Below are 13,003 nucleotides of genomic sequence, written 5' to 3' on the forward strand. Positions count from 1 at the left end.
CGTTCCAGCCCGCATCCTGGGCGGCCGGCAGCGCCCAGGTACGTGGTTGTCATCACGGTCCGAAGCAGTCGCGAGTGTGTACCCGGGGAAAGCTTCATGCTGTGTGGCGGGTCGGGAGTGTCCAACTTGCCTTCTGCGAAACAGACTTGAGCCCTGCCTCCTTGCAATCGGTCTCACGTGCTGCCCAGACTGAGGTCGGTCCCCAATGGGTTGTCCCGGTGAGCCTGGTGGTGCAATGGCGGCAGTGGATGTGTCGAGGATCGATCGTCGCGTGCGGGGCGAGGTGCAACGGAGGGGACTGTTCCTCGTCTCACCCGACCCGGAGCCCGGCATGCTGGCGGCAACCAAGTTCGTCTTCGTATGCACCGACCCGGACCCGGGCGACTGCGGCTTCACCCGGGTGGGGCACGTGTCCACAGAGACGGGGTTCAACCACGTCGTCTACGCGATGGACGGCCGCGACCGCCGGCAGGCGGTATCGCTCTCGCAGGTCCGGGGGCATTTCCCGACGTGGGAAGACGGGATCACGACTGTTCTGGCCGCGTTCGATCAGTGGCCCTGAGTCAAGCAGTTGCTGCTCGGCGTCGGCCGTCGCCATCCGCTCGAAGCGGCTGAGTCCCGCGCCCTCGCGCGCCGGACGTGCCGCTCGTGCGAAGGCGTCGCCGGTGTCCGGACGGCGGGGCCGCCGCGCACGGATCGTCGTGGGAGATGCGGGGACGGCACAGAGACGTCGTCCTCGCATCTCCCCGGCCGCTGTCAGCTCGCCCCTCAGCTCGCCGCGGTGAAGGTGTAGGTCCCGGCCGGCAGGTGGTAGCCCGCCGGACCTGCCGGGACCGCCTGGGCGGGGGCCACGATCGACTCCGGCCGTGAGGTGGGGACGGTGACGGCCGCGAAGGTGTTGACGGGCACGGTGACTCGGAGTTGCAGCTGCCCGTCGGAGATCGACCAGCTGCTCGCCGCGCTGCCGAACGGGGTGTCGTACATGCTGGCGGCGGAGGTCAGGCCGCCGCCGGGTCGCGGTGCGATACGCAGGGAGGCGTAGCCGGGACTCGCGGGAGCGAGCCCGCCGATGTGGCGGTAGAGGAAGTCGCCGACCGAGCCGAGACCGTAGTGGTTGAACGAGTTCATGCCCGGGTCGTTGAACGAGCCGTCGGTACGGATGCCGTCCCAGCGCTCCCAGATCGTGGTGGCACCGTGGTCGATCATGTAGCCCCAGCCGGGGAAGCCACGCTGCAGCAGGATCTGGTACGCGGTGTCGACGTGCCCGTGGTCCGCCAGCGCGGGCAGCAGGTTCTCCACGCCGAGGAAGCCCACACTGAGGTGCCCGCTCGTTGCGGCGACCTTGGCGGCCAGCTTGTCCGCGGCCGCCCGGACCAGGGACGCGGGCAGCAACTCGAAGGCCAGGGCGAGCACATAGCCGGTCTGGGTGTTGCCGCGGACGGTGCCGTCACCCGTCACGAAGCGCGCGGCGAAGGCCGCCGCCACCTGGTCGGCGAGCCGCCCGTAGGACGTGGCCTCGGCCGTACGGCCCGTGGCCGCCGCCATGCGCGAGACCAGGCGGGCCGACCTGGCGAAGTAGGCCGTGCAGATGAGGTCCTGTGCCGTGTTGTCGTTGACGTTGAGCCAGTCGCCGTAGGTCTGCTGATTGCGGATCAGATCGCTCCCGGCGGTGTTGCGCAGATAGTCGACCCATTTCGCCATGGCCGGAAAGTGCTGGTCGACGACCGTGAGGTCGCCGAACCGCTGCCACAGCGTGTACGGGATGATCGTGCCCGCGTCCCCCCAGCCGGCTGTGCCGGAACCGTTGATCACCGCGGGTGCGACATCGGTGAAGGCGCCGTTGGCCTGCTGGGCGTCTGTCAGGTCGTCGACGAACTTGGCGAGGAAGGCGTGTGTGTCCAGGTTGAAGGTCGACGTCGCGCAGAAGGCGGCGATGTCGCCGGTCCAGCCCAGGCGTTCGTCCCGCTGGGGGCAGTCGGTGGGGATCGAGAGCATGTTGCTGCGTTCGCCCCACAGGATGTTGTGCTGGAGCCGGTTGATCAGTGCGTCGGAGCTGCTGAAGGTGCCCGGCTGCCCGGCGTCGGTCCACACCGCCCGACCGGTGACGGTGCCGTCGTCGGGCTTGAAGTCGGCCGGCAGGCCGGTGAGTTCGACGTAGCGGTAGCCGTGGACGGTGAACCGGGGCTCGTAGGTCTCGATGCCTCCGGTGCCGGCAAGGGTGAACCGGTCGGTGGCCTGGGCGGCACGCAGGTTCGTGGTGTACAGCGTGCCGTCGCGATGGAGAACCTCGCCGTGCCGGACGGTGACCGTGGTGCCCGCGTCGCCGCTGAGCGCTATGCGGTTCCAGCCGGTGAAGTTCTGCCCCATGTCGAAGATCCACACCCCCGATCGCGGCTGGGTGGCCGACACGGAGGCGAACTCGTGCTGGACGGTCACACCGTTGTCGACCTGGGCGACCAAGTGAGGTGCGCTCTCGTCGCGGACGGCCGCGGCGGCCCAGCTGCTGTCGTCGAAGTCCACGCCGTCCCAGCCGCTGACGTGCAGACGGGCGTCGTAGGTCTCGCCGTTGTACAGATCGTCCGCTGTGATCGCGCCCGTGCCGGCCTTCCAGCTGCCGTCCGTCGTCACCAGCTGGGTGGTGCCGTCGGTGAAGGTGATGAGCAGCTGCGCGGCGTACCACGGCTGGGTGCCGTACCGCTGGCTGCCGGCGAAGCCCAGGCTGCCGGAGAACCAGCCGTTGCCCAGCCAGGCGCCGAGCACGTTGGCTCCCTGCCGGATGCGTGCGGTGACATCGAAGACCTTGTACTGCACGCGTTCGGTGTAGTCGGTCCACCCGGGAGCCAGCACGTCGTCGCCGACCTTCGCACCGTTGAGCCGGCTCTTGTGGAGCCCCAGCGCGGTGGTCAGGAGCCGGGCGGACGCGACCCGCTTGCCCACGGTGAAGGCTTTGCGCAGGAGGGGCGCGGGCCGGACGACTCGCACGTCGGAACCCCACGGGCCAGTGCCGTACGAGGCGACTGCGCGTGCCGCGGGCCAGTCTCCGTCGTCGTAGCCGGGAGCCTGCCAGCCGGACGGAGCGTCCTGGTGCGACTTCCACGACGCGTCGGTGACGACGGTCGGGCCGCCGGTCACCGTCAGCTTGGCGATGAGCGAGGCCGGGGACTGGCTGGTGTTGCGGCCCGCGATCGCGATCGTGTTGCCACCGCTCGTGAGGTGTGGGGTGACATCGACCAGGGCTGCGCTCTTCCATGAGTCGGTCACTCGTGGTGAGGCGCTCACCAGGGTTCCGTTGACCCAGACATCCGCGGTGTCGTCCCCGGTGACGACCAGGGTGGCGCCGGCGGGCGCACCCGTCAGTGTGAAGGTGCGCCGGAAGTAGCGGGTCGCGGCGGGAACCCCTGCCGCGGGATCGCCCTCGGGATACCAGATCCAGGCGGCGCCCGACAGGTCCGGGCCCGGCAGCCGGCCGATGAACGCGGCGCGCCACTCGTCGGCCGGGGCCAGCAACCCCGTTTCGAACCACTGCGGCTCGCTCCACGCGCCCGCCCGGCCCTGGGTGTCCCAGACGCGAACGCGCCAGAAGAAGCGGGTCAGGCTCGCCAGGCGGCGCCCGGCGTAGGCGATGTCGATCTGCCGGTCGGACGGGATGCGGCCGCTGTCCCACAGGTCGCCGGTGCCGCCGGCCGTGGACGAGACCTGGATCTGGTAGCCGGCCTGCCGCTGCTGCTGCGCCGTCGAGTCGAGCGTCCAGCCGAACCGCGGGTGAGCGGCGTCGATCCCCAGCGGGCGGGTGTGGTGCTCCACGGTGCAGGCGGCCACGCTCAGCGGAGACGGGGCAGTGAGGTCGGGAGCGGCGACGCCGGTGTTCCAGGGAGCGGTCCCGTAGGCGCCGAGGTCGCGGGCGGCGGGCCAGCTGCCGTCGGCGAAGCCGGGCTGTTCCCATCCCTCGGGCGCGTCCTTGCCGGCTGACCACCCGCTGTCGGTGACCACGCCGGTCGTGCCGCCCGCGGTCTGGACTCGCACGCGTCCGATCACGCCTGCCGGGCCGCCCTGGTTCCGGGTCGCCAGTGCGAGGGTGTTGGTACCCGCCGTCAGGGCGGGCCGCAGGTCGACGTACAGGGCGTTGCGCCAGGAGTGGGCGACTCGGGGGGAGCCTGCCAGAGGCTTCCCGTTGAGCCACACATCGACCGTGTCGTCGCCCGTGACGACGAGCTGCGCGTCGCTCACCTCGCCTTCGGCGACGGTGAAACTCGTGCGGAAGTATCTGTATCCGGCAGGGGCGTCGGTGCCCGGACTCCCTTCCGGGTACCAGATCCAGTGGGCCGGGGACAGCTCGACGGGCTCCGCGTGAGGTGTGCCGGTGGCCGCCTGCGCGCGGCCGGAGAGCGCGCCGGCGGTTCCCGCGGCGAGCGTACCGACGGCCAGCGCCGATGCCGTGTTGAGGAAGTGGCGTCGGCTGAACGAGGATCGGTCGTGAGGGGTGGGGGAGTCGGGGGTGGGGGGAGGGGTCTGACTGGCCAACGGAGTTCTCCTTCACACAGGTTGGGCGAAGCAGGACGGTTCGGCTGAGCGGTGGACGCGGGCGGGAGCAGCCGGTCCTGGCGCAGGCGGTGGCAGAGCAGACGATCGTCGGTTCAAGCACGGGACACGGTTGGGGGCGGTGTCGCGTGGAGTGTATTGAAACGATTCAAAACGTCAATGCGGTCGCAACTTATGAGAGTTGCCGAGTGCCGTCAATAGGTCCGCCGGCTTGTTCCGGACGGCCTCGCACCTCCGTGCAGGGCGGCCCGTGCGCGCAGGGAGCGTCGGCCGGCGGCGGGATCACACGGTCATCGGCGTGCCGGCGAAGAGCGGCGTGTCGGCCGTCGCACAGGTCGCTCTCGTCCGTGACCCAGCGAGTGTCGGGCGCTGCGGCGAGGCGGAAGTCTGTAGGGGATGGGAGTGACGTGGCGGCAGTGTGTTGACCGTGGCATGACGTACGGGGCATCCCGCTGGTTGGGGAGCCGGCCAACACGCCGTTCAATTCGGGCAACTCGCGATGCGCGCACGGAGCAGGGCCATGAGACCGTGCACCCCCGTCCGCTACAGCGGGGATGCACGGTCGGCTCTGTGGTTCACGGCCGAGGGTCAGCGGCGTCATGGGGGCGAGCTCAGCGCCGGCGCCATCACGCCTCTTGGGTCATGTGCAAGTCACGGGGCTTGCCTGCCTTCGACCGATCTGGGGCCGGCTGTCGATGACGCCGAAGACCTGGGTGCTGTCCCGCGGTGTCCCGCCCGGTCCGCGAGCTGCCGGCCGTTCTTCCGTGCCGTCCGACAGCCGAGGAGCTATGCCGTTTCGCCAGTACTCAGCGCCATCTGATCGTGGCTCCCGTCGAGAAACCTGGAGCAAGCGCCCGCAGGGCCGATCAATCGACCCAGGCAGCGGTGACGCCCTGGACCGCAGAGCCGTCGGCGTCGGCCAACTTGGTGCCGATGAAGGCGCGGGCCCAGTCGGAGGTCTGAATCCGGAATGCGGGCCGGTCGGCGCTGAGAGCCTCCATGACCGCCTCCGCCGCTTCGGCCGGGGACTGCGCACTGCCGTCCATGAACTGCTCGACCGTGCGGTCGATGTAGCGGCGCAGTGCGTCGGAGTACGGGTCGGCAGTGATGCCGGTTTCGAGGTCGAAGCCGACGTTGTTCACGAACTCGCTGGCCACGGCGCCAGGTTCCACGACGGACACGCTGACGCCCAACGTCAGAGCGACTGGGGCCAGGCTCTCCATATAGCCCTCAACGGCGAACTTGGCGGCACAGTAGGCCTCGTTGAAGGGCTGGCCGATGACGCCACCTACACTGGTGACGGTGACCAAGCGGCCGCAGGTGGCGCGCAGGTGCGGGAGCGCGGCCCTGGAGACGTTCAGCACGCCGAAGAAGTTGACCTCCATCACTTGTCGAACGTCTGCGACGGAATCGTTCTCCAACGTACCCAAATGCCCTGCGCCCGCGTTGTTGACGACGGCGTCCAGGCGGCCGTAGTCGGCAATCACGCCGTCGACGGCGGCGGCGACGGAGGTTTCGTCGGTCACGTCGAGCTGCCGGATGTCGAGCTCGATGCCGACGTCGGCGGCGGCCTTGCGCAGCCCGTCGGCGCGGGCGGTGTCGCGCAGGGTGGCGACCGTGCGCCAACCGGACCGGGCGGCGGCGATGGCGGTGGCGAGGCCGATACCGGAGGAGGTTCCGGTGATGAGGACGCAGCGGGGGGCGGACATGGCTCAGCCTTTCAGAGCGTTTATGTGCATGGACACCAACATCAGTTCAGCGGACAGCCGCTGATCGACCGTGAGGCACGGAGCCCGGCCGCTACGCGATCCTGATGCATCGGCGCCCACTTGTTCTGCCCCTTAGGGTGGGTTGACAGGCAGATCTTGAGCGCCAGGGGCCGTGTTCCCCGGCCGTACAGGGCCGATTCGAATCCCAGTGGTCGTGCGGGCCTGCAGGTCCCAAGGTGTCGCCGGTCGAGGGTTTCGGAAAGACGTTGTGCCCGTAGGCGGCACGCTCAGTGAAACCCGCCGTTCTGCTGGGCGAAGTCATACGGAGACTGGGCGAAGTAGCCCGCGACGGTCGATTCCAGCAGGGCGAGCAACTGGGTCTGAGCCCGGTACTGATCCCAGTCGGCGAAGTCGCTGTACTGCGCTCGCCGGCCGCGCGCCAGACGGTGGACGGCATGGTCCATGCCCTGGTAGCGACGGTCCGTGTCGCTGGCTGGGTTGGGGCTGCATCAGTGCGTGACAGAGCGCCGTGCAGAACGTCGTCCGGCGTGCGGCGTCGCGCATTCGACCCGAACACCGCTCAGCGCACGGTCCCGGGCGCGGGCGGTTCAGTGAGCTCGGGTGAGGTCATGGCCCGCTTTTCGCACCCTGTCGGCAGGCGCCGACACCGGATGTCGATCAGGCATCCGGCACCACGCACACCACGCACACCACAGGACCCGAGAGGCAGGCCCGGGACGCTCCGCCCACCCGTCCTGAGATCAGGATGAAGGTGGACGTACGCCCGACCGTGCGCCGGGCCGGGCCGCCAGGAGTCCGACCACGGTCGAGCTGGCGGTGCGGTGCCAGGCGCCGATGTGACGGAGCATGGCGTGGTCGCCACCTGCCAGCAGTCGGGTCTCGGTCCGCGCGCCCGCTGCGCCGGCTCGCTGAGCGAAGGAGACCGATGCGTGCGGATCGGTGACCCGGTCGCGCTCTCCGTGCAGGACGATGACGCTCTTGCCCCGAAGGTGGGCCACCGGCTCACCGTCCGGGCACCAGGGCGCCAGCGCCAGCACGGCGCAGACCTGCGGCGCGGCGGCAGCGCGCAGGGCTGCGCGGCCGCCCATCGAATGGCCCACCAGGACGGTGGGGATGCGCCCGAACCGGTGTCCGAGCTCCGCCAGCGCCCGCTGTGCGTCCTGCACGGGATCGGCGTCGTGGCCGTTCCACCCCTGCACCCGGTAACGGACCTCTGCCAGCAGGATGCCGTCGTCGCGCGTCGCCGCGGCGACGGCCCGGATGAAGGGCTTCATCCGTAGGGCGGCCGGCTGCCAGGGCCGCGACCGTGCTCGGCTGTCCTCCTTGCCACCGTGCAGGAACAGCACGGCGGCGCGGGGCGAAGGCGGGACGCGGCGTGTCACCAGTGCGGCCGTCGCCCTGTCCGCCGCCGGGGCGACGGGTGCGTGCTCGTGTCCTGTTGCCATTCCTGCTCCTCACCTTGCCTGCATTCTCCCCCGACGGGGCCGACGCCCTCACCGGTGGATCGGCCGGCCGGTCGCGGGACGCGTGCCTTGCGCCCTCGTCGTCCTGCCCCCGCCGTCCCACCTGCAACTTCATTGGTGCAGGGGCCAACTCCGGGGTTCCGCACTGCTCCCAGTCCCGCCAACATCTGGGGCTGGCACGGCCCCGAACCCGCGCCCGATACCGTGCACGAGGCACGCGGGTGGCAAGGGGGCGTGCTCCCCTTCTCCGCTGGTGCTGCCCCCACCACAGAACCGCCCGCCTGCCGGAGTGATCGTGTCGCGGGGAGTACCTAGCGTCATGTCACATGGCGATCTCCTCTCCGAGTTCTGCACTCCGCCGACGTACCGGGCTCGCGGCCTTGGCCGCGGCCGTCGTACTGGTTGCCGCGCCGCCCGCGGCCGCCCGGTCGCCAGACGATGCGCCCAGCCCCTGCGGCAGCCACACCGAGTTGAGCCGGTCCGTGCACCGGCTGGTCGCCCGCGACCGGATCGCCGGCGCGGCGGTCCTGGTCAACGGCGCCGCCACGGACGCACCTTGCGGCCGCTGGACCGTGACGGACGGCATCGCCGATCTGCGCATCGGCCGTCGGATGAACACCACCGACCGGCTGCGTGCCGGCAGTGTCACCAAGATGTTCACGGCGACCGTCGTCCTCCAACTCGCAGCCGAGCGGCGTCTGTCGCTCGACGCTCCGGTGGAGCGCTATCTGCCCGGCCTGATCCGCGTGAACGGGTACGACGGCCGCCGGATCACCGTACGGCAGCTCCTGCAGCACACCAGCGGGCTGCCCGATCACCTCGACGCACCCGAATGGGATCACCCCGAACGCCTGCGCCACCGCCACTTCGAGCCGCGCGCTCTCATCACCCGCGCCCTGCGGTTGCCGCACCCGCAGAGCCGCTGGCACTACGCGACCACCAACTACCTCGTCGCCGGGCTGATCGTCCGCGAGGTCACCGGCCGCACTCCCGAGGCGGAGATCACCCGCCGCATCATCGCGCCGCTCGGACTGCACGACACGTACTGGCCCGGTGACGACCCCCGGATCCGCGGACCGCACTCCCGCAGCTACTTCACCGCGGACGACGGCCGCCGTGTCGACGGCACCGCCTGGAACATGACCTTCGGCGGTACCGGTGGCGCCCTGGTGTCCACGCCGGCCGACCTGACCCGGTTCGCCGTCGCGCTGTTCGGCGGCCGCCTGCTGCCTGCGGCCCGACTCACCGAGATGCGGCGGACGGTGGCCGCCGACCCCGACCGGCTCTGGCCCGGCGCCCGCTACGGGCTCGGCCTGATCTCCTCGCCTCTGACCTGCGGCGGCACCTGGTGGGGCCACGCGGGGACCGTGCCCGGCGGCCATCGGGCACTGGTCGCCGCCAGCCCCGGTGGCAGGAGCGTGGCCGTCGCGCTGAACGAGGTACCTCGCACGCTCCAGGCCGAACTGGACTTCCTCGACATCGTCGACAAGGCCCTCTGCGAGGGAAGGCCTTCCGAAAGGACACCCGAATGACCGGCTTCACCCTTCCCGGTGGCGGGGGCCGCCCGCGCAACGAGCGCTTACGTCGGCCGACGCCGCGGGGCGCCAGGACTGCCGCCCTCTGCCTGACGGGCGCGCTCGCCCTGGGCGCCGCCCCTGACCCGACCGCCGCGGCCCGCGCGGCCGCCGACCCCCTCGCCCGCTACCACCACCAGCCGCTCGCCTGGAAGAGCTGCCTGCTCGGCCCAGACGACGCCACCGGCAAGGAACTCGAGCAGGCCGGCGCCCGATGTGCCGATGTCACCGTCCCGTTGGACTACGCCCGGCCCGACGGCCGCACGATCACCGTCGCGATCTCCCGGATCCGGGCCACCGACCCCACCCACCGCATCGGCGCGCTGCTCCTCAACAGCGGCGGCCCCGGCGGGCAGACCATCGGTGATCCGCCGTGGGTGCGCAAGGCGATGAAGGAGGTCGGCGCACGGTACGACGTGGTCGGTGTGGATCCGCGTTTCGTCGGCCGGAGCACCACGCTGGACTGCCACTGGCCGACCGGCAGCGCGTTCCGCGGGGCGGGCACCGGCCGCACAGGCTTCGAGCACACGGCGGCCTTCGCAGCGGACCTCGCCCACCGCTGCCGCACCCACGCGGGCGGGCTGCTGCCGTACTCCAGCACCCGGAACACCGCGCGCGACATGGACGTGATCCGCGCCGCCCTCGGCGAGCACCGGATCTCCTACCTCGGTTACTCGTACGGCAGTTACCTGGGCGAGGTGTACGCCACGATGTTTCCCGGTCGCACCGACCGGGTCGTCCTGGACGGCGTGGTGGACCCGGGCCGGTACGGTCCGAGGCTGTTGCGCGGCACGGAGGAGGCCAATCGGCACGCCCTGCGGGACTGGGCCGCATGGGCCGCCGCGCACCACGCCACATACGGCCTGGGCCGCACCCGGAACGCGGTGCTGACGAGCGTGAACCAGGTCCAGGCAGCCGCCGCCCGCACGCCCCTGCGGCTGGGAGGCCACCGGGTGGACGAGCACGTGCTGCCCGTCGTCGTCCTCAACGGTCTCTCGCAGGACAACCCCGGCGCGTACGCCGACCTGGCCCAGGCCGTGGGCGACCTGCGGCGCGCCGCCGAGGGCCAGGGGGTGACACCGACGCCGTGGCTGGCAGGCTCGCTGGACTTCCTGCTGACCGGGTCCGACTCCGCCTACGGCAGCGCTCAGACGTCGATTCTGTGCGGCGACGTGACCGCACCCCGGGACCCGGAGACCTACTGGCGGGATCTGCGCCGCGCCGGAACCCGGGACACGCTGTTCAGCCCCGTCTCGAACAACATCGGCCCGTGCGCGTTCTGGGACCCGCCGCGCGAAGGCCCGACCACGATCCGAAACGATCTGCCGGCTCTCCTCGTCAACTCCACCGGCGACCCGCGCACCACCTACCGCGGTGCGGAAACGGTACGTGACATGTGGCCCGGCTCCCGTCTGGTGACCCTGCGCGGGGCGGACCAGCATGCGCTCTACGGCGTATTCGGCAGCTCCTGCGTGGATACGACGGTCAATGCCTACCTCGCGAGCGGGCGTCTGCCGGCCACGGATGTCACCTGCGCCCGGCCGCCCGCCCCGTGACCGCCCGGTACGAGGGGACGCTCCGGAGGCGGCTCCGGTCCTGCGGCGAGCCGACCTCCGGCAATTCCTGAGCAGTCGGATCGTCCCGGCGACAGGTGCCGGTGGTGCTTGGGGACGGAGTGACCGGTCGGCTCCGGAAAGACACCCGTCATCACGGCGTACGGACTGCTTCCACCGCCTCCCGGACGTCCGGGTCCTCGTCGGCGGCCAAGCTGTCCAGCAGCTCGGTGACCCCGGGGGTGGACCAGCGGGCGACCGCCCACACGAGTTCCTCGCGCACCCCGGGGTCGGGATGGGCGGCGAGGCCCGCCAGCTCGGCGAGCGGGCCTCGCCGCCGCTTGCCGAACCAGTGCAGGGCCTCCCGCAGCACAGCGGGATCACCGGGGTCACCGGCTGCCGCGACCCTCGCGAGCAGCACCCGGACCGGGGGCGGCGGGCCGTCCAGGGGATGCGGCAACCGCTCACGCAGGCGACGCGCCCCGTAACCGCCGCGCACCTGGCACCCGAAGCAGGTGCACGGGCGCACACCATGGGCGTTCGGCTGGTACCGCCATCCCACGACCTGGGGCGCGGTACGGATCCGGTGCACTTCGCGCGGCCCGATCGCCCGGGGCACGAACACCTCCCACCCGCGCGGGTCCTCCAGTTCCGCGACCCTCCGCACCGCTTCCGCGGCGGGAACGGTGTCCTGCGCACCCAGCCTGCGGTCCGCGTACCGCCCGACCAGGACATCCTGGCCGTCGTCCAGTCGCACGTGGACGGCCACCAGACCGCCCCTGCTGCCGAACCGGGCCAGCTCGCGCAGCCATTGATGGGTGAGGGTGTACGACGGCAGCACCGGGAAGCAGTACACCCCGCGCGCACCGCCCTGGCCGCCACTGGCGGCACGGATGCCGGCCCGGCGGATCCGCGGCACGTTCGCCGCCGACGTCAGGTGCACGAACATCGCCATGACCGGCATCCTAGTGCCGCGGCACTAGGTGTGAGGTCCGCTGGAGGACGCCGGCAAGCAGGCCGGCGTCCTCCAGCGGCAATCACGAGCGGGTCGACCTGCGCTGGCGCCTGATCGGCTCTCCCACCCGGTGCATGTGTGTCAGTGCCTCGCGGTAGGACTGGATCAGGCCGGTCTCGTGGTAGGGCACCCCGATCTCCGCGCAGTACTCCCGCACGATCACCTGGGCCCGGCGCAGGTGGACAGTGGGCATGCTCGGGAACAGGTGGTGCTCGATCTGGTAGTTGAGCCCGCCGAGCATCACGTCGGTGAACCAGCCGCCGCGCACATTGCGGGACGTCATGACCTGGCGCCGCAGGAAGTCGAGCCGCTGCTCGCCGGTGATCGTGGGCATGCCCTTGTGGTTGGGAGCGAAGGTGCAGCCCAGGTAGACGCCGAACAAGCACTGATTCACGGCGAGGAACGCCACCGCCTTGCCGGGCGAGAGCACCAGGAACAGAGCGGACAGGAGACCCGCGATGTGCAGCAGGAGCAGGCCGCCCTCGAGCAGCCGGTTCCGCATGAACGGCGAGCGCAGCGCCCGCAGGCTTGCGACGTGCAGGTTGAAGCCTTCCAAGGTCAGCAGCGGAAAGAACAGCAGCGCCTGATGACCGCCGATGAGGCGGGCCACGCCACTGCTGGCGCGGGCTTGTCCGGTGGACCACACCAGGATGTCCGGGGCGACATCGGGGTCGAGTTCTTCGTGATTGGGATTGGCATGGTGGCGGGTGTGCTTGTTCATCCACCAGCCGTAGCTCATGCCGATACCGAGGTTGCCGAACAGCCGTCCTCCGATCTCGCTGTGCCGGCGCCGCCGGAAGACCTGCCGGTGGGCCAGGTCGTGCGCCACCAGCGCGACCTGCCCGTACACCACGGCCAGGAAAGCGGCCACGGCCAGTTGCCACCAGGTGTCGCCGAGAGCGAAGAAGGCCCCCCAGCCCGCCGCGAACAGCGTGGTCACCAGACCGAGCCGTATCGCGTAGTAGCCGGGTCGCCTCTTCAACAGGCCCGCCTCGGAGATGCGCCGGGACAGTCTCGCGAAGTCGCTGCCGGTGCCGGGCGTGCCCGTACCGTCGGCGGAGGGCCGGGTTGCCACTGGGGCATCGGGGGAAGTCGTCATGACGAGAATTCTGGGGACGACCGGCCGACC

General features: G+C 70.9%; 9 protein-coding genes. 3 read left to right on the forward strand and 6 right to left on the reverse strand.

Features of this window, described 5'->3' with window-relative positions:
* Positions 1-235: 235 nt before the first annotated feature.
* Positions 236-562: a hypothetical protein gene (locus ACIRU3_RS19800; RefSeq protein WP_404057809.1), complete on the forward strand. Its 327-nt coding sequence runs from the start codon at positions 236-238 to the stop codon at positions 560-562.
* Positions 563-768: 206 nt separating this feature from the next.
* On the opposite strand, the gene ACIRU3_RS19805 is transcribed toward ACIRU3_RS19800, so the two are convergent.
* The 4 genes from ACIRU3_RS19805 to ACIRU3_RS19820 all read right to left on the reverse strand — a co-directional run bounded on the left by ACIRU3_RS19805 (position 769) and on the right by ACIRU3_RS19820 (position 7,714).
* Complete coding sequence (locus ACIRU3_RS19805; RefSeq protein WP_404057811.1) at positions 769-4,521, reverse strand: family 78 glycoside hydrolase catalytic domain; 3,753 nt, start codon at positions 4,519-4,521, stop codon at positions 769-771.
* A gap of 884 nt (positions 4,522-5,405) precedes the next feature.
* Positions 5,406-6,248, reverse strand: a complete 843-nt coding sequence (locus tag ACIRU3_RS19810; protein ID WP_404057813.1) for an SDR family oxidoreductase — start codon at positions 6,246-6,248, stop codon at positions 5,406-5,408.
* A gap of 287 nt (positions 6,249-6,535) precedes the next feature.
* Positions 6,536-6,712, reverse strand: a complete 177-nt coding sequence (locus ACIRU3_RS19815) for a glycoside hydrolase domain-containing protein (RefSeq protein ID WP_404057815.1) — start codon at positions 6,710-6,712, stop codon at positions 6,536-6,538.
* A 297-nt stretch (positions 6,713-7,009) separates the two neighbouring features.
* Complete coding sequence (locus ACIRU3_RS19820) at positions 7,010-7,714, reverse strand: alpha/beta hydrolase (protein ID WP_404057817.1); 705 nt, start codon at positions 7,712-7,714, stop codon at positions 7,010-7,012.
* Positions 7,715-8,058: 344 nt separating this feature from the next.
* On the opposite strand from ACIRU3_RS19820, the gene ACIRU3_RS19825 reads away from it, so the two are divergent.
* On the forward strand, positions 8,059-9,264 hold the full coding sequence (locus tag ACIRU3_RS19825) for a serine hydrolase domain-containing protein (RefSeq protein ID WP_404057819.1): 1,206 nt from the start codon (positions 8,059-8,061) through the stop codon (positions 9,262-9,264).
* Positions 9,261-10,862: an alpha/beta fold hydrolase gene (locus tag ACIRU3_RS19830; protein ID WP_404057821.1), complete on the forward strand. Its 1,602-nt coding sequence runs from the start codon at positions 9,261-9,263 to the stop codon at positions 10,860-10,862. Before ACIRU3_RS19825 ends, ACIRU3_RS19830 begins: the two co-directional genes overlap by 4 nt.
* A gap of 151 nt (positions 10,863-11,013) precedes the next feature.
* Here the strand turns inward: ACIRU3_RS19830 and ACIRU3_RS19835 are convergent, their stop codons facing one another.
* Positions 11,014-11,814 carry a HEAT repeat domain-containing protein gene (locus ACIRU3_RS19835; protein ID WP_404057823.1) on the reverse strand — a complete coding sequence of 267 codons (801 nt, stop codon included), beginning with the start codon at positions 11,812-11,814 and terminating at the stop codon, positions 11,014-11,016.
* Between the two features lie 82 nt (positions 11,815-11,896).
* Positions 11,897-12,973 carry a fatty acid desaturase family protein gene (locus ACIRU3_RS19840; RefSeq protein ID WP_404057825.1) on the reverse strand — a complete coding sequence of 359 codons (1,077 nt, stop codon included), beginning with the start codon at positions 12,971-12,973 and terminating at the stop codon, positions 11,897-11,899.
* Positions 12,974-13,003 lie beyond the last annotated feature (30 nt).

The organism is Streptomyces sp. NPDC101151 (assembly GCF_044768335.1).
GTDB lineage: Bacteria > Actinomycetota > Actinomycetes > Streptomycetales > Streptomycetaceae > Streptomyces.